Source organism: Alkalibacterium sp. m-11 (genome assembly GCF_054658155.1).
On the sequence record NZ_BAAGIR010000021.1, the window covers coordinates 1 to 25,219 of the forward strand.

Genomic DNA, 25,219 nt, shown 5'->3' on the forward strand with positions numbered 1-25,219 from the left:
ATTGTCCGTGCACACCATTATTCTTATAGAGATAGTCATGGGGCGCATGACACTTAGCGCAACGTACATGTTCAGGAACTTCAGAAGATGACTTGTGGCGACGAACAGGTTTGATCGGTTTACCTGCTTCCACGGCCTGTTTTAGAAGGTATTTATAGTCCGCCCGTTCAATCTTTACAACTTTCGGTGGGTCATCAAGGGTCAATTTGTTGTAATCAAGCTTTGTGATATCGGTCCCTTTAGGTGGTCGATCACCCGCATCTTCAAGCCAAGTAATATAATCGTTTAAAAGTTGAATTAAACTGTTTTGCCACTTGATTTTATTAACTAAATACATGATAATCTGAAGTAGATTAGGCATCTCTTTTCACTCCTTAAGTGATGAATGTTTGTTTTAGTGAACTTCATTTTATCAGATTAAGGGGGGGAAGAGGTGCCTTTTTGTATTTTAATTGATAGAGCAACGATAGTTGCATTAAAACAACACGAAAAAACAAAAAAATTGGTAATTACTAAAATAAAAGAAGGAGGGAAGAAATGATATCGAAACTGATTATATTGACTTTTATCCTTGTAGGAGGAAGTCTCGGATACAATCTGTTCCCGGAAATGATCGATAATTTTGACATCATTCCTAGGTGGCTGCTGAATCCAATCGTCGGTATGATAATTGGAGCAGGTGTTTTTTACATGCTGTCGTTTCTGGCTGTCAGACCGATTGAAAAAGGAATCAAGAAAATTGAAAAATCATTCAACAGATTTAGTGTCGCTTATTTAATGTTCGGAAGCCTAGGTGCAATTATTGGACTTATTCTTTCTGTATTGATCAGTATTATTTTAGGTAATCTGAATATGATCATAATAAGTGATGTGGGTCCTCTTATCCTAACAGTCCTACTGGCCAGCGTGGGATTTCAGCTGGGGACATCTCGTCGGGAAGAAATCAGACGTTTGTTCAGTCCGAAGACGGAAAAAAATGAGAATGAAGACGTGCTGGAACGGAAAAGTGGCGACTCCTTCCGCAAGTACAAAGTGCTGGACACTAGCGCGATCATAGATGGCCGTATTCTGGATGTGGTGAAAACCGGTTTTCTTGAAGGGTCGTTCGTTGTTTCGCATTATGTTCTGAAAGAACTACAGTATATTGCAGATTCCTCTGACAGTCTGAAACGGGTCAGAGGACGAAGAGGACTGGACATACTGAATGCCTTACAGAAAGAGGAAGGGATTTCTCTTGAAATGGATGACAGTGATATTCCGGAAGCAGAAGAAGTCGATCTTAAACTGGTCCACTTGTCCAAGAAACTGGACGGGATGATTGTGACCAATGACTATAATTTAAACAAAGTAGCGGAATTTCAGAACGTTCCGGTCCTGAATATCAATCAGCTGGCGAATGCCGTCAAACCGGTCGTCATACCTGGGGAAGAGATGCAGGTCATGATCGTCAAGAACGGAACAGAACGAGCGCAGGGTGTGGCCTATCTGGACGACGGAACGATGGTCGTAGTGGAAGAGGGACGTCATCACATGAACGATAGAATCGATGTGGTCGTGACAAGTTCTCTTCAGACCAATGCTGGACGGATGATTTTCGCTAAACTATTAAATGACCAGAAAGCGATCGACGACAGGAAAGATCAGGCATGAAGCAGACTTACGATGTGATCATTCTGGCAGCTGGATCAGCCAGTCGATTCAATGATCAGCCTGAAGTGAACAAAATCCTGCTGCCTTTAGGTGGCCGGCCAGTGTTTGACTATTCGTTAAGTCTCTTTCTGGAAGACGAGTCATGTCGTAAGATTTGGCTCGTCATTCGTAAGAGAGACAGACAAGCGTTGATTGCGGCGATGCAGGATCTGTATGGTGAACAGCCTGAACAAGTCTCCTTAGTCATTGGTGGGAGCGAACGGCAGGACAGTGTCGCTCAGGCGCTGAAAGCACTGGCGGATAATCCAGCCCCATACACACTTGTTCACGATGCAGCTCGGCCATTCATTCATACTGATCTAGTAGATCATCTGCTGGAAGGTCTAAAAGAATTTTCAGCTGTCATTCCAGGGATTCCGGCCAAAGATTCGATGAAACTGGTCAAGGGAGATAAGGTGATGCAGTCCTTGTATCGTCCAGAAGTCAGACACGTTCAGACCCCTCAGGGATTTGAGACAACTTGTCTGATCGAAGCCTTGAATAAAGCCGATGCCGATAACTATTACGGCAACGAAGAAGGCGAGCTGGTCGAAAGACTGGGAATCGAAGTGAAAATGATTGATGGGCTGGAAGAAAATCTGAAAATCACCACACCTCTGGACTATGCTTTTGCGCGGCTGCTGGTGGAAAAAGGGCAGCTTAGTTAAGACAGCAAGGCTTCAATGTATGGAAGAAAACAGGAAATAATGGTAAGTTAGTAGTAAGGGAAACCAAAAAGGAGAGTATATTCATGACAGAAAAAGTCCGTGTGCGCTATGCACCGAGTCCAACTGGACACCTACACATTGGAAATGCACGTACAGCATTATTCAACTACTTATATGCCCGTCACCATGGTGGCGATTTTATTATTCGTATCGAGGATACTGACCGTAAACGACACGTTGAAACAGGAGAGCAGAGCCAGCTGGACAATTTAAAATGGCTGGGAATCGACTGGGACGAGAGTGCGGATGTCGGAGGAGAGTATGGGCCGTACCGTCAGTCTGAGCGTCTGGATTTCTATGATCCGCTGGTCGATCAGCTGCTCGCGAGCAACCGTGCCTACAAGTGCTACTGCACAACTGAAGAACTGGAAGCTGAACGTGAAGCACAGCGTGCACGCGGAGAAATGCCGCATTACAGCGGAAAGTGTGCGCATTTAACGTCATCTGAACAGAGGGAAAAAGAAGCGGAAGGCATTACGCCTGTTATCCGTATCCGAGTACCTAAAGGCAGCACCTACACATTTGAAGATATGGTCAAAGGAATGATCACATTCGAATCTGATTCTGTAGGTGGCGACTGGGTCATCAGAAAACGTGACGGCATGCCGACCTATAACTTTGCAGTAGCGGTCGATGATCATTACATGAAAATCACCCACGTGCTTCGTGGAGATGACCACATTGCCAACACACCTAAACAGATGATGGTATATGAAGCCTTTGAATGGAAGATGCCTCAGTTCGGACATATGACACTGATCATTAACAGCGAAACAGGTAAGAAACTAAGTAAGCGTGATGAAACGATTCTTCAGTTTATTGAGCAGTATCGTGAGCTTGGTTATCTGCCGGAAGCCTTGTTCAACTTTATTACACTGCTTGGCTGGTCACCAGTCGGAGAAGACGAGCTCTTCTCTAAAGAGCAGTTCATCGAGATGTTCGATCACAAGCGTCTGGGAACTTCTCCAGCGGCCTTTGATGCCAAGAAACTGGAATGGATCAGCAACCAGTATATGAAAGAGATGGACCTGAATGAACTGACACTTAAAGCTATCCCTCACCTTGTAGAAGCAGGATACATCGAAAGCAATCCGTCTGAAGAAAAAAGCGAATGGATCAGAAAACTGGTGGCTCTTTACCAGGATCAGATGAGCTATGCCGCTCAGATCACTGAACTGGCGACTTTATTCTTCGAGGACTCTCTCGAATGGTCAGCTGAAGCGAAAGAGGTGCTTCAAGGCGACGACGTTCCAGCTGTTCTGGATGCCTTCAGCGAACAGATCAGAAGTGTTGAACCGTTTGAAGCAGATACGATCAAGAAAGCGATCAAAGCTGTACAGAAGGAAACTGGCGTAAAAGGCAAGAACTTGTTCATGCCGATCCGTGTGGCCGTGACCGGTCAGCAGCACGGGCCTCAGCTGAATGATGCGATCGAACTCCTTGGCAGAGATAAAGTCTTGAGCAATCTTGAAAAAGCAAAAGAGATCATCGAAGCCTGAAAACTGATCTGAGATAAGTAAGGCAGGATAAAGCCATGCAGCCGGACTGTTTTTCAAACGGCTTGCGTGGCTTTTCCATTGACTGAAAAAGGAATCAGAAGCAAGTCGAGTCTGATTCTTGTATAATGAGACTAAATGAAAAAGAAAGGAGTCAGGATGCATGATTCAACTGTACAATACATTGACTCGTCAGAAAGAGAAATTTACACCTTTAGAAGAAGGAAAGGTCAAGATGTATGTCTGCGGACCAACGGTATACAATTACATTCATATAGGCAATGCTAGAAGTACCGTCGCGTTCGACACCATCCGCCGCTACTTCACCTACAGAGGCTACGATGTCGATTATGTCTCCAACTTCACGGATGTTGATGACAAAATCATTCGAGCAGCTGCTGAATTGGGCAAGACGGCTCCGGAAGTAGCTGAGACTTTTATTGACGCATTCTTTGAAGACACAGAAGCGCTCGAGGTTCAGAAACCGAATCATACGCCACGTGTAATGGAGTCTATTCCCGACATCATCACGTTTATCGAAGCTCTGATTGACAATGGCTTTGCCTATTCGTCTGACGGAGATGTCTATTACAGAACACGTAAATTTGAAAAATATGGCCAGTTGAGCCGCATTTCTTTAGATGAACTGGAGTCCGGAGCGAGCAACAGGCTTGGTGATGAAACATCCAAGAAAGAGGATCCTCTCGACTTTGCTTTATGGAAAACAGCGAAAGAAGGCGAAATCAGCTGGGAGTCTCCTTGGGGGAAAGGTCGACCGGGCTGGCATATCGAATGCTCAGTCATGGCTACAAAATATCTCGGAGATACGATCGACATTCATGCCGGCGGTCAGGATCTGACTTTCCCGCATCATGAGAATGAAATTGCTCAGACAGAAGCCAAGACGCATAAGCCATTTGCCAACTACTGGATCCATAACGGGTTTGTCACAATGGACGATGAAAAGATGAGTAAATCACTTGGAAACTTTGTGCTTCTAAAAGACTTGAGAGCGCAGCATGATCCTAAAGCTCTGCGTTTCTTCATGTCTACGGCTCATTACAGACGACCAATTAACTACTCTCTGGATGCCATCGAGGAAGCGAAAACGAATCTCAACCGTATCCAGACCGCTTACTTTAACGGGAGCCATCGACTGGATCAGGCAGCTGAACAGACTGGCGATGAGCAATCCCTGATGGATCAGATCGATCAGTTCAGAAATCAGTTCATTAAACAGATGGATGATGACTTCCAGACGCAGAACGGCATCACTGTTGTATATGATCTGGTAAGGTTCATCAACCGTTATGTGGAAGAAGAGGATGTTTCCAGACAAGTGCTGGAAGCAAGTCTCAATCTGCTTGAAGAGCTGATGAGCATCTTTGGAATCAGCTTGTCTGTTGAAGAAGACTTGTTGGATTCAGATATCGAAGCGCTGATAGAAGAGAGAGAACAAGCCAGAAAAGACCGGAACTTCCAGCGTGCGGATGAGATCAGGGATCACCTTAAAGATCAGAACATCATTCTTGAAGACACTGCACAAGGAGTCAGATGGAAAAGGGGAAGCGGCCATGAGTAAATCAGCGGATCCGCGTCTGCTGAATGGGCTGGCTCTCGCTTATCTGGGTGATGCCATTTATGAACTCAGAATTAGAGAGCATCTGATTGCTCAAGGTCAGACTAAGCCAAATGTACTGCATATAAAGGCTACGACCTATGTCTCAGCAAAAGCTCAGGCTTATCTGATTCAGGCACTGATGGATGCGGACCAGCTGACTCAGGAAGAAATCGATTATTTCAAACGTGGACGTAATGCAAAAAGCTATACAAAAGCAAAAAATACGGATGCACAGACCTACAGCTATTCGACGGGCTTTGAGGCAGTCATGGGCTACCTCCATTTAACGGAGCAGTCCGACCGTCTGAATGAACTGACAAACTGGTGCATCCAGGCAATAGAGGAAAGATAAAGGAAAGGAGCGGTGCACATGCCAAAAAAACCGAATCATAAACGGACAGGAAAAGGTGGCCTACACACAAATAAACCACAGGCCAGAAAGCCGCAGGAAAGCGGTGAAGCAGTAGAATCAGAAGAGATGGTCTACGGCAGAAACCCGGTTCTGGAAACATTGAAGTCCGACCGTGATGTCAACAAGCTCTTTGTTCAGGACGGTCTGGAAGGCGGCAAAATCAGCAGTATTCTTTCTGAAGCTAAGAAAAGAAAAGTACAGCTGTCTTTTGTACCTAAATCTAAACTGGATACCTTGTCCGATGGAGGCAATCACCAGGGTCTGGTCTTAGCGACTAGTCCCGTGAACTACGCCTCGATCGATGAACTATTTGAACTGGCAGAAAAGAAAAATGAACAGCCTTTCTTCCTGCTGCTGGACGGGATCGAAGACCCGCATAATTTGGGGTCTATCTTGAGAACTGCCGATGCCAGCGGGGTACACGGCGTCATCATTCCCAAAAGACGAGCTGTCGGTTTGACATCGACCGTTGCGAAAGCTTCAGCTGGAGCAATCGAACATGTGCTGGTGGCACGCGTCACGAACATGGCGACGACCATCGACGAGCTGAAGGACCGTGGCTTGTGGATTTTCGGAACGGACATGAAAGGCAAAGACTACCGTCACTGGGACGTGTCATCTCCAGTTGGTTTGGTCATCGGGAACGAAGGAAAAGGAATCTCCAGACTGGTCAAAGACAAAGTGGACGAGACCCTGTCTATCCCGATGGTAGGACATGTCCAGAGTTTAAATGCAGGTGTGGCTTCAGGACTATTGATGTATGAAGTTTACCGTAAAAGACATGCCCTTTAAGAATAAATCTAATGAGTAAAATCTATTAATAACGAGAGGAGTAGAGTGACGTGAAGAAGGAACTGCTGTATGTAGACGGGTACAATATGATCGGAGCCTGGCCGGATCTGGCTAAGCTGAAGCGACAGGACAAGATGGCTGACGCCAGAGACTACCTGCTTAATGAGTTGAGCAACTACGCCAAATACGAAGGCATCGAAGTCAGGATCGTCTTTGATGCTCAGCTGGTTCCTGGCATAGCACAACGTTACGATAAGTATGAAGTGACAGTCATCTTCACAAGCGAAGGCGAGACAGCTGACAGCTTCATTGAAAAAGCAATCGGAGAAGAAAACCTTCTGATCACCAATGTCCAGGTTGCGACCTCAGATCTGGCTGAACAATGGATCGTTTTCCAGAAAGGCGCGACCCGCAAGTCAGCCAATGAGCTCTATAAAGACGTCCAGAGCGCCAAGAAAAAGATCGCCATCGACAGTGCCGTCTACCGGATGCAGAACCGCTCGCGTAATTCTCCCCTCAAGGATAAAGACAAGAAGCAGCTGGAGAGCTTGTATCAGCAGATGATTGCAAGGTCTTTAGATGAAAAATAATCATAAAGTAAGCCTTATACTATTGATGGAATATGACATCAATAGTATAAGGCTTATTTTTCAGTCGCTTTTCATGAGAAATGTCTCACAAACTCAATAACTTTAATGACTATATTAACATTTGGATAGTATAATAATTGAAACGCTTTCAATGAAACAGACTACTACTTGAAAATGTCCTATTCTGTAATTGACCAAACATTCTACAGAAGGAGAAAAATGGATGCAGACTAACCCAGTGACTAACACACCGAGTAAAAAAAAGCCATATAGAGACGTCATTGATCCGATCAATGATTCTTTGATCTATCAGATACAGTCGGGTGACCACAGTGCCTTTCCTGTTCTGCTAGACAGATGTCAAATATTAATCAATAGAGCGATAGTCAGACGGTACATAAAAGGTTACGATCGAGATGATCTTTATCAGGAGGCGTGCCTTGTCCTTGTCGAATCTTCTCAGAAATATGAATTCAATAAAGGGATGACGTTCAACCAGTACATCTGCCTTTGTATGGATAATCACTTCAATCGGCTGATTAGGTGGAATAATGCGTTAAAAAGACAATCCATTCGTGATGCCTTGTCACTAGATGGCATGATTGAAGAATCCGGCCTTCAGCTTTCAGAGTCCTTTAGCAGTCCGGGACCTGAAGACTGGCCGATCATTGAAGAAACCGTAGAGGATTATCTGGTATATTTGTCCCCGTTTGAGAGAGAAGTGTGTGTGTTGTGCTATAAAGGACATACCTATGACAGTATTGCCGAAGAATTGAAATGTAGTCGGGAAAAAGTAGTAAATGCTAAACATCGCTGTACCGAAAAATTTAGGAAGTTATTTCTTTAGGAAATAATAGGACAGGCGCTTATGTAATAGTAGGTTCTTTGAAATAGTTTCAGAAACAAGGTAGGGTTTTTCAGCTTCATATTTTAACAAGTTTGGGGCAGGAGAAGTATTTTTTCAGTCTAAACTTAATCATTCTAGAAAAGACATTAATCTGCACACTCGTTTGCAGATTAATGCCTTTTTTCGACCTGTTACAATCAATATTAAGCACATGATAAAAGTGAAGAGCTTATCTAGCTAAATTTAATGGCGTTGAATAGATTGTTAGTGAAAAGATTAAGCTTGCTGTTATCAATGCAATGAAGACATAAAAAAGAACCCAGATTAAATCATGCTCTGGGTTCGTCACAGACATTTAGACCACCTTAGGTAGTAGTTATTTTGCATATGATTTAGGATAGCCTGTTGTGATACACAACTTATGCCAGTGTTTCAGCCATTTTCTGCTTGCGTCGGTCACTTTTTTTTCTTCATGCGCCTTCTTGAAACGCTGGATGGTGGTGACATGATCCATAAGAAAGTTGGCCGCGATTCCTATGGCGATTCCTGACAGAATACCCATAAAGGAGAGCACCGGCAGATACAGGAGCACGGTCCAGGTCTGGGCAATGGTACTGGCAACGAGCAGCTGCCCCAGATTGTGCAGGATACCACCTGTTGCACTGACCCCGATGATACTGACACGCTTGCCTCCGATAAATTTTACGAGGAGCATGCCGGCATAGCTGAGAAGCGCTCCAGCTGTACTGTACATAAAGGTAGAAATCGTTCCGCCAAGCAGAGTCGTCATCAAAAGCCGCATCCAGACGACTTTCATGCTGTCTTTAAAAGGAAGCGTATAGATGGCCACAATGATGATCAGGTTCGCAACGCCCAGTTTCGCTCCCGGTGCAAGGGCAAACGGAAAGGGGATGCTGCGTTCAACGATTCCCAGAATCACAGCCTGAGCCGAGAGAAGTGAAATGTATATCATTTTTTGAGTTCGAGTCATGGTTATCCTTCTTTTCTTGTTCAATATGTTCACAAGTATGTTGTTTTACTCCTATTATTGTCGCACAAAATACCTGTCACATGCCATAAAGATTAGAACAAAATTATGTCAATCTAATCTTGTGAAAACATAGACAGAGTAATACTTTTAATGTAAGATGTACAGAGAAAAAGAATGGAAGGACAATGTACATGTTTACCAGAATTAAAACAATGAAAGTGCTGCTGATGGTTCCTGTCCTGTCTCTTGGGCTACTGGGATGTCGGGAAGAAGATCCTCGAGGACTGGCTGACCAGCCCTATGATCGAACTGAATTTTTACTTGGAACCGTTGCAAATATGAAAGTCTATAATGAAGGCCAGGAAGAGGCGCTGGACAAAGCGTTCGAGCGCGTGCAGGAGTTGGATGAATTGTTTGCGATGCAGAACCCGGAATCTGAAATTTCTGAAGTGAATCGTCAAGCTGGAATCGAGCCGGTTGAAGTCTCAGAGGAAGTATTCCACGTGATGAAACGTGCTCTATATTATGCAGAAGAATCAGGTGGCAGTTTTGATCCGACCATCGGTGTAGTCACCAGCTTGTGGGGGATCGGACAGGACGATGCAGCAGTACCTGAAGCGAATGAACTGGCTGAGGCAGTTGCACTGGTCGATTACCAGAAGGTGGAACTGAACGAAGCAGAACAGACGGTCTACCTTCAGGAAGAAGGCATGGTCCTTGACCTGGGAGCCATCGCAAAAGGATACATTACAGATGAAGCGGCACGTGTATTGGTGGAAGAAGGAGTCAATACGGCTATCGTCGATCTGGGTGGAGACATCGTGGTTGTTGGTAACAGCACACGAGGGGAAGATCAACCCTGGAACGTCGGGATTCAGAATCCTTATGGGGAACGCGGAGAAATACTGGGAATCGTTCCCGTTTCAGACCGAGCGATCGTCACTTCTGGAATCTATGAGCGTCTTGTCAGAGACGGGGATGACGAATATCATCATCTGATGGATCCGGAAACTGGCTTTCCGATCGACAACAACATCTCCGGCATCAGCATCATTGCGGATAATGCTATGGATGCTGATGCGCTGGTTAACATTGCGTTTTCCCTTGGTGTAGAAGACGGACTGAATTACATCAATGGACTTGAAGATGTAGAAGTGATCTACATTACTAACGAGATGGAAATATATGCCTCCGAGGGAATCAATGAACAGATTGAAATCAGGGACAATGACTTTGAAATGATGAACTAAGCTGATTTGACAGGCTTTTTACTGCATGGTAAAGTATAGAAGACTATGAAGTAAAACATAAGTCCTTGAAGTGAGGAAATAAATCTATGAAAAAGAAACTGGCACTGGCTTGTACTGAATGCGGATCCCGAAACTATTCGAAGGAAGTAGGAACCAAAGTACGTACTGAGCGCCTTGAAATTAAAAAATACTGCCGTTATTGCAAAACACACACATTACACAGAGAAACAAAGTAAAGAAACAGAGCACTGATACGAACTAACCGGAAGATTCAGGTGGAAGGAGTCCTTCATGAACAAAGTTAAAACATTTTTTGGTGAAGTAAAACATGAACTGAAAGAGACGACATGGCCTAAAAAAGATGCGATGAAGAAAAATACAGCAACTGTTTTCGGCGTTATGGCATTTTTTGGCGTATTCTTTTATGCAGCAGATGCAGCCATCAGCTTTTTATTGAATATAATTTGACAACCGCTTAAGTTAGTAGCATTTTCACTATCTGCATGCTATACTACGTATCGAGAGTTGACGAAAAACCTTTCTTCCATAAGTGAAGAAGGTTTTTTTAGTATGACAAATAAAAGATAAACTAAAGGAGTCTACAATGAACGAATTAGAAAGTGCAAAAGCCTGGTACGTGCTTCATACGTATTCCGGTTATGAAAACAAAGTCAAACAGAACCTTGAATCCCGTGCGAAAAGCATGAACATGGAAGAACGTATTCTCCAAGTCATTATTCCAGAAGAGGAAACAACTACTGAGAAAGACGGCAAGACCAAAATGGAAAAAGAAAAGATATTCCCTGGATATGTCCTGGTTGAAATGATCATGTCTGATGATGCCTGGTACGTTGTCCGTAATACACCTGGTGTGACCGGGTTCGTTGGGTCGCACGGAGCAGGAAGTAAACCGTCACCGCTTCTACCGGAAGAAATCGACCAGATCCTTCGCAGCATGGGTATCAATCCACGTAAAATCGAAATGGACGTCGAGCTGGGTGAACGCATCAAGATTGTTGGCGGAGCATTTGCCGGCATGGAAGGAACCGTTACAGAACTTGAAACAGAAAAAGGAAAAATCAAAGCTTCTGTTGAAATGTTCGGACGTGAAACCAATGCGGAACTTGACTACAACCAGATTTCCAAACTGGATGACTAAAATAACAGTTGCAATAACTGAACAGTAGTGGTAAACTATTTCAGTGTGCCTTATACACGTGTATTTTGCATGCTCAGAAGTGGGAGAGGAAAATTATAACCTCATTTAACCACTCACGGACAAAATCAAGGAGGTATGTCTCGTGGCAAAGAAAGTAGTAAACGTCGTGAAACTGCAGATTCCTGCAGGGAAAGCTAATCCGGCTCCCCCAGTAGGACCAGCATTGGGACAAGCGCAAGTAAACATCATGGGATTCTGTAAAGAGTTCAACGCTCGTACAGCTGACCAGGCAGGAATGATCATTCCTGTAGTTATTTCTGTATATGAAGACCGTTCATTTACATTTATCACTAAAACACCACCTGCAGCAGTATTGCTTAAAAAAGCAGCTGGAGTAGAGTCTGGTTCTGGTGAACCAAACACTAAAAAAGTGGCATCTGTAACACGTGCTCAAGTACAGGAAATCGCTGAAACAAAAATGGAAGACCTAAACGCAGCTGACGTTGAAGCAGCTATGCGCATGGTCGAAGGTACAGCACGTAGCATGGGATTCACTGTCGAAGGATAATGAATTCACCCCATTGCTTGCTGCCTCCGCAACCTGAGAAAAGCCCAGCTTTTCAACTAAGTGCATGAGCTAATGACTCATTGCTTTTGCGGAGATCAAGTGGGAGGTTAAACCGCTAATACCACAACAAGGAGGAAAAATATAATGGCTAAAAAGAGCAAAAAATACGTAGCTGCTTTGGAAAAAGTAGACCGTGAGAAACAATATGATGCAACTGAAGCATTAGAATTAGTTAAAGAAATCGACTACGCTGGTTTCGACGCTACTATCGAAGTAGCTTACAGACTAGGTGTCGACCCTAAACAAGCTGACCAGCAGATCCGTGGCGCAATGGTATTGCCGCACGGTACTGGTAAAACTCAAACTGTGATCGTATTCGCTAAAGGAGACGCTGCTAAAGCTGCTGAAGAAGCAGGAGCAGACTTCGTAGGTGACAGCGATCTAGTTGAAAAAGTACAAGGTGGATGGTTAGACTTCGACGTTGTCGTTGCTGCACCTGATATGATGGCTGAAGTAGGTAAACTTGGACGTGTCTTAGGACCTAAAGGTTTAATGCCTAATCCTAAAACAGGAACAGTAACACCAGATGTTGCTAAAGCTGTTAACGACATCAAAGCTGGACAAGTCACTTACCGTGTTGACCGTCAGTCAAATGTACACGTTCCAATCGGAAAAGTGTCATTCGATATTGACAAGCTGAAAGAAAACTTGGCAGCACTTCACGACGTGATCGTAAAAGCTAAACCTGCAAGCTCTAAAGGTGTCTACATCAAGAACATGGCAGTAGCAAGCACGTTCGGTCCTGGTGTCAAAGTGGACAACAGTACAGTTCTTAAATAAAAAATGTTGAATTCTCTTGACCTGCATAACATAGCTTGCTATACTTATGCAGGTTAAGGAATTAAACTTAATTGAATATGCATTGATGAATGAAAGTCAGGCAGTCCTTTGTCTAAACGGCAGGCTGAATGACTGGATAATACCGAAGACAGTATGTGGCTCTGACCTTAATATCATACCGAGGATAAAGTGATGAACAGTCAATTTACACTCCCTCTATGTCTACGGTGACATGGGGTTTTTTTGTACGCTCCGTTCCTTAAAGGATGGAAAGTAAAAAAACAATCCTCATTTCAATCGATCAGGAGGTGAAACATCAATGAGTAAAGCAAGTGTCATTGCAAAAAAAGAAGAATTAGTTAATGAACTGACTAAGAAATTCGAAGATGCACAAGCAGTAGTCGTAGTAGACTACCGTGGATTGACAGTAGGCCAGGTTACTGAACTACGTAAGCAATTACGTGACGCAGGAATCGAAATGCGCGTACTGAAAAACACTATGCTTCGTCGTGCGGCTGAAGCTGCTGGCCTGGAAGGAATGGAAGATGTCTTCAAAGGACCTACAGCTGTGGCATTCAGTAACGAAGAAGTCGTAGCACCTGCTAAAATCATCGCTGAATTTGCTAAAGATGCAGAAGCGCTTGAAATTAAAGGTGGCGTCCTGGAAGGTAAAGTTGCTGACGTTGATCAAATCAACAAAATCGCAAAACTACCAAGTCGCGAAGGCCTACTTTCAATGCTACTATCTGTACTACAAGCACCTATGCGAAACACTGCATTGGCTGTCAAAGCAGTTGCAGAGAAAAAAGCAGAAGAAGAAGCTGCATAATCACGCAGCCGATTCAAATTGTTTTAACCTATACCTTGGTATAGCATGCTGACAAGCAAACCAACTAATATAATTAAAATGGAGGAAAACAAAAATGGCATTAGATATTGAAAAAATCATTGCTGACTTGAAAGAGTCAACTGTCGTAGAATTAAACGACTTAGTAAGCGCAATCGAAGAAGAATTCGGCGTTGAAGCAGCAGCACCAGTAGCAGCAGCGGGAGCAGCTGACGGTGGAGCAGCAGAACAAACTGAATTCACAGTAGAATTAGCATCAGCTGGTTCAGCTAAAATCAAAGTAATCAAAGCAGTTCGTGAAGCTACTGGTCTTGGCTTGAAAGAAGCTAAAGCATTAGTAGACGGAGCTCCTTCAGCAGTTAAAGAAGGCGTATCTAAAGACGAAGCTGAAGAACTTAAAGCTAAGCTTGAAGAAGCTGGAGCTTCTGTAGAAGTTAAGTAATTAACTCTCTACAAAATTAAATAATCAGTTCAGAACCCCTTTAGTTGTAACTAGTTTATGACGAAGGGGTTTTTCTGTTTCTACTATTTTGTGTCATTTTCAAGTTTGTATAGGAATAAGCAAGTATATTTGATAAAATGTGTCTTTGAACAGATGAAACAATTACTTATCAGACTTCGACTTAAAATATGGAAAGGACGCAACTTATGAACAATGAAAAATATCCTCAGCGTATAGATTATGGCGTGATCTTGTCGGTCATGTTGCTGGCCATCATCAGTATCTTATCCCTCTATTCGACTACGGTCCTGATTCAGGGTGGATCCATCGGAATGACCGTCAGGCAGATCGCCTGGTACGGAATTGGAACGATCGCTGTTCTCGTCATTATGCAGTTTGATTCAGAACAGCTATGGAAAATGACCACCTATCTCTACATTGCCGGACTCATTATTTTACTTCTGACTTTAGTCTTTTATGATAGAGAGATTGCTGCTCAGACTGGTGGGAACAGGTGGGTCACATTAGGACCTTTAGGGACAGTACAGCCGTCCGAATTTGTTAAGATCCCCTACATTCTCATGCTAGCCAAAATAATCACCAAACATAACAGTCTCTACCGCGTTCGTGAATACCAGACAGATTTGATCCTGATCGGAAAGCTGTCAGTCATCGGTCTTATACCTGTCGTGATCGTATTCATGCAGAAAGACTTGGGAACTGCACTTGTTTATCTGGCCATTCTGATCGGTGTTGTGCTTTTATCTGGAATAAAATGGCAGATTCTGCTTCCAGTCTATCTACTGGTATCTATTGTGGGGATCACCTTGATCCTATTGGTTGTTTATAATAGAGAATTCCTGTTGAATACGGGACTTTTTAGACCTTATCAGTTTGCCCGTATCGATACGTGGCTGAATCCTCATCAGGGAGCCAACGATACCTCATTTCAGATTATCCAGGCCTTTAAAGCGATAGGGTCGGGTGGCGTATTCGGAAAAGGATTTGGCGTGAGTGAAGTGTTTGTACCTGTAAGAGAATCCGACATGATTTTTGCAACGATTGGAGAAAACTTCGGTTTTGCCGGAGGTGCATTTCTGATCTTCATTTACTTCATCCAGGTCTATCATATGATTAGAGTCGTATATGATACGAAAAATGAGTTCTACGCTTATATTGCGACAGGGGTTATTATGATGATCGTATTCCACGTGCTTGAAAACATAGGAATGAACATCGGACTTCTGCCGATGACAGGAATCTCGCTTCCGTTTGTCTCTCAAGGTGGGTCAGCACTCATCAGTAATATGAGTGGGATCGGACTAATCTTGTCCATGCGCTACCATCATAAATCTTACTTCTTCTCCGGAGAAGGAGAAGAGTTCCATCCGGGATCATAATAACTTGAGAGCAGGAAAGGGTGGACAACATGTTACGCGATAGAATCAAATATGTAGATAAGCTAATAGTTATACCGTACCTGACCTTGACGCTGTTCAGTATCGTTATGGTTTACAGTGCCAGCAGTTACAGTGCATTATTTAATTACGGCAATCCTCATCATTATCTGCCTAGGCAGACGGTGTCTGTCGTGATCGGCTATGTCGTTTTTTTAATAGCATTCTTTTTTCCAATCAAATGGCTGAAAAACAAGAAGTTAGTCATCTGGGGAATTGTCATTACAGCCACCTCCCTTTTTATCCTTCTTATTTTCGGGAGGGAGATATATGGAGCCAGACGGTGGATCGAAACGCCCTTCTTCAATATTCAGCCTGCCGAATTTGCCAAGTTTATGGTGATCTGGTATCTGGCTTATATTCTGTCAAAAAAACAGCGGAAAATAGCAGAAGATTTCTTTAGCGCTATTGTGGCGCCGCTGATACTGATTTCCCTCATCGTGCTGTTTATTTACATTCAACCCGATACAGGGTCGTCGTTCATTATTGTACTCATTGGAGCGATTATGATTTTTGCCAGTGGTGTCTCACCAAAACTGGGCTTTGGCTTTGGCCTCATCGGAGTAGCGGGTCTACTAGGCTTGTCACGGCTGATCCGACAGTACGGCACAAGTCTATTTTTCCTTAACGAATACCGCTACAATCGTTTCCTGGGTTTCTGGGATCCCTTCACACTGGCTGAAGGAGCCGGCATGCAGCTGGTTCACTCCTATTATGCCTTGGGTCGTGGAGGTCTACTGGGCGTCGGATTAGGAAACAGCGTGCAGAAGACAGGTTTCCTTCCGTTTCCTTATACTGATTTTATTGTGGCAATTATAGGGGAAGAATTTGGCCTAGTTGGAATCCTCGTACTGCTTTTAACGTTCACCTTGATGGCGTCACGTCTTTTTCTGACAGCCATACGGTCCAAGCAGACTTTTGAATCTCTTTTATGTTTAGGAATAGCAACTATGTTTATGGTACAAGCCTTCATAAACCTCGGTGGAGTAATCGGGGTAATGCCTATCACTGGGCTGACTTTTCCGTTCGTCAGTTATGGCGGATCGAGCATGATTGTTCTGTCTGCATCGATCGGTCTAGTTGCCAATGTCTCTGTACGAATCAATTACAATAAGGATAAAGCTAATAAGTCATAAACAAGAGGGCTGGAATCCGTGCGTTTCTTCATTAAGCAGCAGGTGATGTCACTGAAAGACCGGTTTTATGTCAAGGATGAAGACGGAAGAGATCGTTATTTTGTCGAGGGAGAGTTTCTCGCTTTCGCCAAGAAGCTCCGCATCTATGATGAACACAACAATGAGGTAGTATATATTGAACAGATCAAACTCTGGAACTTTCTTCCAGAATTTGATCTGTTCATGAACAATGAAAAAGTGGCTACAGTAAAAAAAGAATGGGCCTTTTTCCGCAATAACCATTCGATCATCGGACAGGACTGGCACATTGAAGGATCAGTGACTGCACATGACTATGTCATTAAAAAAAGAACCGTGTGGTTGTGGATATCAATAAGAAATGGCTGTGCTGGGGAGACGCTTACGAATCAATCTCTATGAAGAACGTGATCTGGAGATTTTGCTGGGCGTCGTCATTGTTATCGACTGTGTAATATCGGCAGCTAGAGCAAATAGTTCCTCCTGATCTGTAAAAAACCTGTGAAGAGCTAACGGATTATAATGAATCCGGTCAACTCTTCACAGGTTTTTTAGTTTTAATTAAGCTTCAAACCGGTAGACTAAGGGTGTCTACGATGCACGGCTCTCTTTGAGAGTCATTTGACGAGCGGTCAGAAGGAAGGCGATGTTGAGTCCATGAAAAAGCAAGGCTGTGTAGAAGGCTGGGGCGTATGAACCGGTAAAGTCGAAGACATATCCCACCACGGCCATGGATAAAGCTCCACCGATCCCTGAAACGAAGGACAGGATCGGAAAGATCCGAATATAAAGCTCTCTTCCGAAAAATTCAGTAGTCAGCAGGGGCAAGGCAACAGCCGGTACGGAGAAAACCGAACCGAACACAAAAGACCCGAAAATCTGAGCAGCGGGATGAGTGAATAATAAAAGTATCAGGATACCGACGATGTTGATGGCGATCATAAGAATAGTGGATCTGACGATACCTAAAACGTCACCGACTGCCCCGATAATCAGCTTGAATGAGATGTTTCCAACCATCACAGCTGAAAGCATGACCCCTCCCACTTGTGAGGACAGGAGATTTGTCTCTGCAAAACCAGGCAGGTGCTGAGACACCCCGGTAATCGACGTATGCAGAAGACCTATAATCAGGACAAGCAGGAAAGAAGGCTGTGTAAAGGAAAAGGTACTCCAGTCGGCTTTCTTGATCACTTTCTTCTGCTCCTCTTCTTCAGTGTCATAGCCGTAAGGAAGGTAGCCATCATCTCTAGGGTTCAGCGAGTACCGGTAGATGATGGCAGGAAGAGCCAGAACGAACATCAGCAGGCCCATAATGATGAAGCTGTTTTCCCAGCCTATAGTCTGAATCAGTGACGTGAAGACAGGGGAAAATATCGCTCCGGCGATGCCGCTGAAGCCGAAGGACAGACTCATGGCCAGGCCCTTTTTCTTTTCAAACCAGTTGTTCACGATAAGTGACAAGGGTACCATAGCATACAGACCGGCTCCAACACCTCGCAGGATACCAAGAACGTAAAACACCCACATCGTCCGAGTGAAGGCCATGAGGATGGTGGATACCGAAGCCAGGGTAACAGCACCAATCAGCAGCGGCTTCCATCCGAACCGGTTGAGTAAGGGAGCAAAGTATAAAGAAATAAAAGCTAAAGCGAGAGACGAAAGGGTAGCATGCATAGCAAATGTTCCGCGATAAATATTAAGGCTTTCAGATACAGGTGTGTAAAATACCCCGATTACGTTTAAATTGATGCCGATCGCGCTGGCAGACAAGCCGCAGCTTACAGCCAGGACGAGCCAGTGCTTTAGAGATTCAGACGGTTTCGTCATATGTATCGTTCCTCTTTTCAAATCAGTCTTAAGGTTTAGTATACTGATTTTTAGTAAGTAAAGCAAAGGTACAGTGGCTATGGCAGATATGAAAAAAAGAGTTGCAATTCCATTTGTGTACTGGTACACTATTTAAAGCAAAGCTCCTTTAACTCTATCCAGAGAGGTAGAAAAGGATGGAAAAACTTATATATCCAGCCGTTTCCGGAGGACACTCAATAGCCAGGTCTGGTGAGAGAGCTGTTCAGGAAACACATGGGTTCCATCTTATCTAAAGGTCCTTTTGCATTATGTAAAGGGCATTTTTTTATGCCCAAAAACAAGAAGAAAGGGACGATAAGTTATGGCAATACAACAAAGACCATTGATTTTAGATGTGGAGGCAAGACCTGCACCGCTGAAAGGATTACTTTTAAGTCTTCAGCATGTGTTCGCAATGTTTGGAGCAACTATTTTAGTACCGATATTACTTGACATGCCCGTATCCGTTGCCCTCTTGGCGAGTGGAGTCGGAACGATTATTTATCAGATCGCGACAAAAGCAAAAGTCCCGGTATATCTGGGATCATCATTTGCCTATATTGCAGCAATGCAAATTGCGATAGATCAGATGGGTGGCGACGTTAGTGCTGCTCAGACTGGCGTCATTATGGTCGGATTATTATACGTTGTTATTGCAGCTATTATTAACTATACAGGAACAGCATGGGTGGATAAAGTGCTTCCCCCAATCGTTATCGGCCCCATGATCATAGTCATCGGACTTGGATTAGCAGGAAATGCAGTGACAAGTGCCGGACTCGTGATGGATTCTGACTGGCGTACCATTTTCGTAGCCATCTCAACGTTTCTGATCACCGCATTCGTTAATACTCAAGGTAAAGGATTCTTTAAAATCATTCCTTTCCTGATAGGGATTGCTGGTGGATATATTATCGCAGTGCTGCTAGGAGTAGTCGATTTCACTCCGGTAATAGAAGCAAACTGGTTTGCATTACCTCAGTTGTATCTGCCATTTGAAACCACTACATTTAACAGTTATTCATTCTACTTCGGACCTGAGTCATGGGCACTGGTTCCAATCGTTTTAGTAACGGTTGCAGAACATATTGGGGATCATTCAGTCCTTGGAAAGATATGTGACCGGGAATTCCTAAAAGATCCTGGATTGAAACGAACATTGATTGGTGATGGAGTGGCAACGGCTGTCTCAGGATTCTTCGGAGGGCCGGCTAATACGACCTACGGAGAAAATACTGGAGTCATAGGAATGACTCGTATCGCATCTGTATCAGTTATCAGAAATGCAGCGTTGATCGCTGTTATGCTAAGCTTCATGGGTAAATTTACAGCCCTTATCTCAACCATTCCTGGAGCTGTACTGGGAGGGATGTCGATCTTACTTTATGGTGTTATTGCAAGTAACGGATTAAAAGTGATGATCGAAGATAAAGTGGACTTCAACCAGTCCCGAAACCTGATCATTGCCAGCTCAATGCTTGTAGTCGGATTGGGCGGAGCGGTACTTGACGTTGCAGGTTTCGTCACATTATCAGGGACGGCATTAAGTGCCATGATCGGTGTCATTTTAAATCTGGTTTTACCAAAAGAAGAAGCAGAGTACGAACCGGAAGTGTAATGAACAGCAGTCAGTAAACCAGATCCAGGAACGTATTCTTAAACTGGAATGATACACTCGGCAGCTTCTATCTTCTGATGGGGATTGGATGGAAGATGACTCTGAAAAAACGGTTAAAGAGAATATGCGTGTAACTAAATATGATGACTCGATTTATTAATTTAATTATTCCATCAAACGAAAGTGCACCTGCCTTCCGTTCCTTTAGTAGAAAAGGAACGGAAGGCAGGTGTTTTTATATTTTTTTTGAGTTTAATGGGTCATTATATGACCTGTAATAATATAATGTAATGACCTTGTATACACTATAAAATAAACCTATTATATAGCTGTAAGACGCAGACGGTTTTTCAAATGTTGCTGACTCATTCAACAGAACAACTGGAAGGAGTGAAGGCATGTTCATTTATTCAGAAAAAATCTATACACCGAGTGGATATCAATCCGGTTATCTTGAAGTGGAAGATGGGAAGATTGAAGGTATCCATGATACTATCGAAAAGTGAGTCGACGCTTAAGCGGAGCATTTATACGTTGAATGAATACATTCCCGATCACCTGACGTTCAGCATCAGTCATCATGAGATCAGAACGAATATGACTTATGCTGACTTTACGGCTCTCTGTCAGCGGCTAGATATGAATGACTATTCCCCGTCACTGGAAGAGCGACTCAGCCTGATTGTGTGCTTCGGGCTGCTTGACGGCATTGTCAATATGACCGAACTGTATGCCAGGTTGAACCTCAGTTTGTCCACGAAGAAGAAAGACAGGAAAGAACTGGGCTTTCTCCTTCAACAAAATGGCATTGAAGTAGTAAACAGGCATAGGAAAGGAGTCAGTTTTGAAGGGAACGAACGGTTTCTCAGAATGATTGCTGCAAGGAATCTGTTGTCTGTCATCGAGTTGAACAAGAATGATGACTATGTTCCTCGGCAGGCCAATACGCCTGTACAGACTCTCCTTTACGAACTGGTGGAGCATTACCTGACGGCTTACCACGACAAAGTGAAAGACAAGCTCTGTGACTTCTTTGGTCCGGATGCCCGATTAGTCGATTATCCATCAAAGAAATTTATCTACCTCCATATGATGATCAGTCTCATACGTATTGAAAAAGGCTATACCATTAAAGAGAGTATTGAAGATATGCCTGAAGTGGCTTCGAATTATCTTCTTCCAGTCCAGGAAGACAGTGATTATCTGGATTACCTGATTGCCTCGTTGAACTACAAGGAACCGTTACACTTTCCATTCAATAGTCAGCTCAAGAGGCTGACCGAAGAGCTGATCAATGTTATAGAAGAAAAAAATCAGGTTCAGTTCTATACGTATGATAGTATATATAATGAGCTGTATGCCTATTTCTATAAGTGTTTGATCAAAAACAAGCTGGCCTACTATTTTTATGATGACAAGCTGGATAATACCAAGACTGTCTTTCCGAAACTGTATGAACAAGTAAAGCGGACAGTCAGTGCGTGGGCGACAGATGACGGCTGTGAGCTGACCGATCATCAGATGTCCGTGGTCTGTCTGATTCTTGAACGGTTCATTATAAAGAACAGAGTTGCCGGCCAGAATAACAGGCGGGTCGTCATCATCACAAATTCTTCGGTCGAGAAAGTTTCATTTTTTCTGGAAGTGTTAAGCCAGCATGTCAATTACGAGATGGTCTCTTATCTGACAATCAACGAGTTATACAGACTTGAAGATATGAAATTCGATACAATCTTGACTTTTTCAAACAGGATCACGGTTCTGCTATCTGAATTAGGATGGGAAAGTATCAAGATAAATTTCTATCTGACAAGTGATGACATCAAGCGGCTGCTCGATCATGGGTTTACAAGCAGCCGTAATAAGAAACTTCTCGCAGAAGAGGTTGTCAGACAGTTGGAAACAAGATCGGATACTCAGGACAGAACCACTTATCTGCAGACAGCTTTTCCGGATATTGTGATTTAAAAAGGGGAGCATTATGATAAAAAGACTGGAACAAGATGGATTTGGACAAATCGGAATACCCGAGGATCGTAAATGGGGACCTCAGACTCAGCGCAGCCTGCAGAACTTCTCTATTGGAAACGAGACGATGCCTCTGGAGCTGATCCGTGCGTATGCACGCGTCAAAAAAGAAGCGGCAGAAACAAATGCCGAGCTGGGGTTACTCGAACCCCAGAAAGCAGACACCATAGCTTCAGTCTGTGATGCGCTCATTAAAGGACACTGGGACAGTGAATTTCCTCTATCCGTCTGGCAGACAGGCAGCGGCACACAGACCAATATGAATGTCAACGAGGTCATAGCTCACCTGGCAAAAGGTGAAAGTGGACTGGACATACATCCAAATGATGACGTTAATAAAGGGCAGAGTACCAACGATACCTTTCCTACATCGATGCACATTGCATCTGTCCGGCTGCTTACTGATCATCTGCTGCCAGTGCTGGGGGAGCTTGAGCACACACTGGAAGAGTTGGAAACCAGGTATAAAGATACGATAAAAATCGGACGGACTCACCTTCAGGATGCAACGCCTGTCACGTTCGGTCAGGAAGTCAGCGGCTGGAAGGAAATGATGGTTCAGAATGCTGAAATGATCCAAGCCGCATTGATTCCATTGAAACGATTGCCACTCGGTGGAACAGCTGTAGGTACCGGATTAAATACCCATCCGGACTTTGCAGAGAAGACTATCCGACGAATCAGTCAGGCATCCGGCATCGAATTTAAGGAGAATCCGAATAAGTTTCACGGCCTGACGAGTAAAGATGCCTTTGTCTTTGCTCACGGCGCACTGAAGGCCCTGGCGGCAAATGCATTGAAGATGGCGAATGATGTCAGGTGGCTATCCAGTGGACCAAGAAGTGGGCTGGGAGAAATAACGATTCCCGCCAATGAAGCAGGCAGCTCCATCATGCCTGGGAAAGTAAATCCTACTCAGGCAGAAGCACTAACAATGGTCTGCGTACAGGTTTTGGGGAATGACACGGCAATCGGTGTCGCAGCTTCACAGGGAAATTTCGAGCTGAACGTTTATATGCCGGTTATTGCTTACAATATGATACAGAGCATTACTTTGCTGGGAGACAGCCTCGCTTTATTTAACAACAAGTGTCTGAAGGGCATTCAAGTGGTGGAAGAAGAGATGAGCAAACTGGTAGACCAGTCGCTGATGCTGGTGACCGCTCTCTCCCCGAAGATCGGCTACGATAAAGCCAGTCAGATTGCCAAAAAAGCCCACGAAGACCAGTCGACTCTGAAAGAAGCAGCTGTTGACCTGGGGATACTTACAGAAGAAGAATTCGAGAAGTATATCGATCCGGCTGACATGGTGTAGTGTGACTGGATGCAATTCATGGAGAAAATGAGATTCTGATACCAGATTTTTAAATCGAACAGAGGCCTGGCGCCTCTGTTTTCTTTTTTTTGAGCAGTTCTGTATCGATGAAACGACTGACTCTTGATGGTGACGCGCTCTATTCCGTCTATAATTGTAGTTCGTTAGCTTTCATTAGTCGATTATGTCGTTAAAACGCTTCTAGCGGAAGTTCAGCTTTTAAAATTCTCTAAAGGTGCTGTTAGAAGACATCTAGCGACAGTTCGGATCAATAATCAATCCAGTTCTTCCGTTAGACAGACTCTAGTAGAAGAAACGCGATCGCGTTTCAGACTAATCTGTAACTAGAAACCTTGTCGCTGGAGTTCCAAGGTTTAACAGGGAGCTAAACTGTAAGTAGGCTGCCTTCTAGATGAAGTATAGCAATAATCAATATTATTAAAGTTTACCTATATCAGTCAGAGGGAGAAAACTAGTCTAAAATGAACAAGGATTGTAGTCCGGCCGGTTGAATAGTATACTTAAAGCACACTGACTACAAAGCAAAAGAGGAGTATCAGATGACTGATCATTATTTTACATCGAAGCCGAGTGCTGATAAAAACGAAAAGAAAATTGAAGCCAGACTTAAGGGACAGCAGATGACCTTCACGACAGATGCTGGAGTCTTTTCGAGAGACCGTGTGGACTTCGGGTCTAAGGTTATGATCGAAGCAATTGACGAGCGGGCATTTTCCACGGGGGAGGTCCTGGATGTCGGATGTGGGTACGGGCCTGTCGGGCTGTCTTTAGCCAAGGCGAATCCGTCTCTTCACATCGATATGATCGACGTAAACGAACGGGCCCTCGAGCTGGCTAAGAAGAATGCCGAACTGAACGGGGTTTCCAATGTCTCTATTTTTCTTTCTTCCATATATGAGCAAGTCGAGAAACAGACCTATGGCGCTGTCATTTCCAATCCGCCGATTCGTGCGGGAAAACAGACGGTGCATCAGATCATCACGGATGCCAAGAAACATCTAGCGGACAACGGGGTACTGATCATCGTTATTCAGAAGAAGCAGGGCGCACCGAGCGCGAAGAAAGTCATGGAAGAAACTTACGGAAATGTCACCCGTATTGGCCTCGATAAAGGCTACTGGGTTTTGCAGTCTGAAAAGGTAACTCCCAATAATCTATGAAAAATTATGTTTCCCAAATTTCTCGTTGCTCGTATGATGATTTCTGTCGATGAAGGTAATATAATCCAATCCTTGTCTGGATTAAACAGCTTTATAACTCAAGTTTCGCACCCCTAAGAACTCCGTTCTATCCTTTACATTATAAGGATTATTTAGATTAATCAGCTTAAAGGTAAAGAAAAAGACAGCTCTCTTTGGTAAAATGTGAGTACCACTACCAACATTCCAAGGAGAGATGTCTTATGGCTAACATTTTACCAAATAATTCAGAAAAAAACGAGTTTTATTCGAGTATTGATCACTTTATCAAACAATTTACAGTCGGAACCCTGTTAAATCGGTC

Annotated in this window: 25 protein-coding genes, 1 pseudogene and 1 other annotated feature; of the genes and pseudogenes, 23 read left to right on the forward strand and 3 right to left on the reverse strand. The window is 43.8% G+C overall.

Going from position 1 to position 25,219, the window contains the following annotated elements; translation table 11 throughout:
* Positions 1–361: pseudogene (locus ACYQ2O_RS03960) on the reverse strand (hypothetical protein); the annotation flags it as partial.
* A gap of 176 nt (positions 362–537) precedes the next feature.
* Here ACYQ2O_RS03960 and ACYQ2O_RS03965 point away from each other — a divergent pair.
* From ACYQ2O_RS03965 to ACYQ2O_RS04000, 8 genes are all read left to right on the forward strand, one after another.
* Positions 538–1,650, forward strand: a complete 1,113-nt coding sequence (locus ACYQ2O_RS03965) for a PIN domain-containing protein (protein ID WP_459796039.1) — start codon at positions 538–540, stop codon at positions 1,648–1,650.
* Positions 1,647–2,357: a 2-C-methyl-D-erythritol 4-phosphate cytidylyltransferase gene (gene ispD, locus ACYQ2O_RS03970; protein ID WP_459796041.1), complete on the forward strand. Its 711-nt coding sequence runs from the start codon at positions 1,647–1,649 to the stop codon at positions 2,355–2,357. The genes ACYQ2O_RS03965 and ispD overlap by 4 nt, the downstream gene beginning before the upstream one ends.
* A gap of 83 nt (positions 2,358–2,440) precedes the next feature.
* Positions 2,441–3,916, forward strand: a complete 1,476-nt coding sequence (gltX, locus tag ACYQ2O_RS03975) for a glutamate--tRNA ligase (RefSeq protein WP_459796043.1) — start codon at positions 2,441–2,443, stop codon at positions 3,914–3,916.
* A 160-nt stretch (positions 3,917–4,076) separates the two neighbouring features.
* The gene (gene cysS, locus ACYQ2O_RS03980) at positions 4,077–5,495 is read left to right on the forward strand and encodes a cysteine--tRNA ligase (RefSeq protein ID WP_459770021.1); all 1,419 of its coding nucleotides are present in this window, start codon (positions 4,077–4,079) and stop codon (positions 5,493–5,495) included.
* Positions 5,488–5,886 carry a Mini-ribonuclease 3 gene (locus ACYQ2O_RS03985; protein ID WP_459796044.1) on the forward strand — a complete coding sequence of 133 codons (399 nt, stop codon included), beginning with the start codon at positions 5,488–5,490 and terminating at the stop codon, positions 5,884–5,886. Before cysS ends, ACYQ2O_RS03985 begins: the two co-directional genes overlap by 8 nt.
* Positions 5,887–6,012: 126 nt before the next feature.
* A complete protein-coding gene (gene rlmB / locus ACYQ2O_RS03990; protein ID WP_245683013.1) occupies positions 6,013–6,738 on the forward strand; it encodes a 23S rRNA (guanosine(2251)-2'-O)-methyltransferase RlmB in 726 nt (241 codons plus the stop codon).
* A 50-nt stretch (positions 6,739–6,788) separates the two neighbouring features.
* Positions 6,789–7,328 carry an NYN domain-containing protein gene (locus ACYQ2O_RS03995; protein WP_459796045.1) on the forward strand — a complete coding sequence of 180 codons (540 nt, stop codon included), beginning with the start codon at positions 6,789–6,791 and terminating at the stop codon, positions 7,326–7,328.
* A gap of 223 nt (positions 7,329–7,551) precedes the next feature.
* Positions 7,552–8,175: a sigma-70 family RNA polymerase sigma factor gene (locus tag ACYQ2O_RS04000; RefSeq protein ID WP_459770026.1), complete on the forward strand. Its 624-nt coding sequence runs from the start codon at positions 7,552–7,554 to the stop codon at positions 8,173–8,175.
* 376 nt (positions 8,176–8,551) lie between these two features.
* On the opposite strand, the gene ACYQ2O_RS04005 is transcribed toward ACYQ2O_RS04000, so the two are convergent.
* Positions 8,552–9,166, reverse strand: a complete 615-nt coding sequence (locus ACYQ2O_RS04005; protein ID WP_459796046.1) for a Gx transporter family protein — start codon at positions 9,164–9,166, stop codon at positions 8,552–8,554.
* Between the two features lie 191 nt (positions 9,167–9,357).
* On the opposite strand from ACYQ2O_RS04005, the gene ACYQ2O_RS04010 reads away from it, so the two are divergent.
* The 11 genes from ACYQ2O_RS04010 (at position 9,358) to ACYQ2O_RS04060 (ending at position 17,285) form a co-directional block, all read left to right on the forward strand.
* Complete coding sequence (locus ACYQ2O_RS04010) at positions 9,358–10,416, forward strand: FAD:protein FMN transferase (protein ID WP_459796048.1); 1,059 nt, start codon at positions 9,358–9,360, stop codon at positions 10,414–10,416.
* Positions 10,417–10,502: 86 nt separating this feature from the next.
* The gene (rpmG, locus tag ACYQ2O_RS04015; RefSeq protein ID WP_346024635.1) at positions 10,503–10,652 is read left to right on the forward strand and encodes a 50S ribosomal protein L33; all 150 of its coding nucleotides are present in this window, start codon (positions 10,503–10,505) and stop codon (positions 10,650–10,652) included.
* A 55-nt stretch (positions 10,653–10,707) separates the two neighbouring features.
* Positions 10,708–10,884: a preprotein translocase subunit SecE gene (secE, locus tag ACYQ2O_RS04020; protein ID WP_346024636.1), complete on the forward strand. Its 177-nt coding sequence runs from the start codon at positions 10,708–10,710 to the stop codon at positions 10,882–10,884.
* 136 nt (positions 10,885–11,020) lie between these two features.
* Positions 11,021–11,575, forward strand: a complete 555-nt coding sequence (gene nusG / locus ACYQ2O_RS04025; RefSeq protein WP_091265356.1) for a transcription termination/antitermination protein NusG — start codon at positions 11,021–11,023, stop codon at positions 11,573–11,575.
* A 142-nt stretch (positions 11,576–11,717) separates the two neighbouring features.
* Entirely contained in the window at positions 11,718–12,143 is a 426-nt protein-coding gene (rplK, locus tag ACYQ2O_RS04030) for a 50S ribosomal protein L11 (protein ID WP_346024637.1), read from the forward strand.
* Positions 12,144–12,287: 144 nt separating this feature from the next.
* A complete protein-coding gene (gene rplA / locus ACYQ2O_RS04035) occupies positions 12,288–12,983 on the forward strand; it encodes a 50S ribosomal protein L1 (RefSeq protein ID WP_346024638.1) in 696 nt (231 codons plus the stop codon).
* Positions 12,984–13,107: 124 nt separating this feature from the next.
* Positions 13,108–13,237, forward strand: a sequence feature (ribosomal protein L10 leader region).
* A gap of 65 nt (positions 13,238–13,302) precedes the next feature.
* The gene (rplJ, locus tag ACYQ2O_RS04040; RefSeq protein ID WP_091265348.1) at positions 13,303–13,812 is read left to right on the forward strand and encodes a 50S ribosomal protein L10; all 510 of its coding nucleotides are present in this window, start codon (positions 13,303–13,305) and stop codon (positions 13,810–13,812) included.
* Between the two features lie 94 nt (positions 13,813–13,906).
* Complete coding sequence (rplL, locus tag ACYQ2O_RS04045) at positions 13,907–14,272, forward strand: 50S ribosomal protein L7/L12 (protein WP_346024639.1); 366 nt, start codon at positions 13,907–13,909, stop codon at positions 14,270–14,272.
* Between the two features lie 206 nt (positions 14,273–14,478).
* Complete coding sequence (locus ACYQ2O_RS04050) at positions 14,479–15,672, forward strand: FtsW/RodA/SpoVE family cell cycle protein (protein WP_459796049.1); 1,194 nt, start codon at positions 14,479–14,481, stop codon at positions 15,670–15,672.
* A 29-nt stretch (positions 15,673–15,701) separates the two neighbouring features.
* A complete protein-coding gene (locus tag ACYQ2O_RS04055; RefSeq protein ID WP_346024641.1) occupies positions 15,702–16,865 on the forward strand; it encodes an FtsW/RodA/SpoVE family cell cycle protein in 1,164 nt (387 codons plus the stop codon).
* A gap of 18 nt (positions 16,866–16,883) precedes the next feature.
* Positions 16,884–17,285, forward strand: coding sequence for an LURP-one-related/scramblase family protein (locus ACYQ2O_RS04060; RefSeq protein WP_346024642.1), 402 nt, complete (start codon positions 16,884–16,886; stop codon positions 17,283–17,285).
* Between the two features lie 189 nt (positions 17,286–17,474).
* Here the strand turns inward: ACYQ2O_RS04060 and ACYQ2O_RS04065 are convergent, their stop codons facing one another.
* Entirely contained in the window at positions 17,475–18,713 is a 1,239-nt protein-coding gene (locus ACYQ2O_RS04065; RefSeq protein ID WP_346024643.1) for an MFS transporter, read from the reverse strand.
* A gap of 343 nt (positions 18,714–19,056) precedes the next feature.
* Between ACYQ2O_RS04065 and ACYQ2O_RS04070 the strand changes: the two genes are divergently transcribed.
* The 4 genes from ACYQ2O_RS04070 (at position 19,057) to ACYQ2O_RS04085 (ending at position 24,876) form a co-directional block, all read left to right on the forward strand.
* Entirely contained in the window at positions 19,057–20,352 is a 1,296-nt protein-coding gene (locus ACYQ2O_RS04070) for a uracil-xanthine permease family protein (RefSeq protein ID WP_346024644.1), read from the forward strand.
* A gap of 486 nt (positions 20,353–20,838) precedes the next feature.
* Complete coding sequence (locus ACYQ2O_RS04075; protein WP_346024645.1) at positions 20,839–22,320, forward strand: BglG family transcription antiterminator; 1,482 nt, start codon at positions 20,839–20,841, stop codon at positions 22,318–22,320.
* Positions 22,321–22,333: 13 nt separating this feature from the next.
* Positions 22,334–23,695 (forward strand): class II fumarate hydratase, encoded by a 1,362-nt coding sequence (locus tag ACYQ2O_RS04080; RefSeq protein WP_346024646.1) that lies wholly within the window; start codon positions 22,334–22,336, stop codon positions 23,693–23,695.
* Positions 23,696–24,255: 560 nt separating this feature from the next.
* Complete coding sequence (locus tag ACYQ2O_RS04085) at positions 24,256–24,876, forward strand: class I SAM-dependent methyltransferase (RefSeq protein ID WP_346024647.1); 621 nt, start codon at positions 24,256–24,258, stop codon at positions 24,874–24,876.
* Positions 24,877–25,219 lie beyond the last annotated feature (343 nt).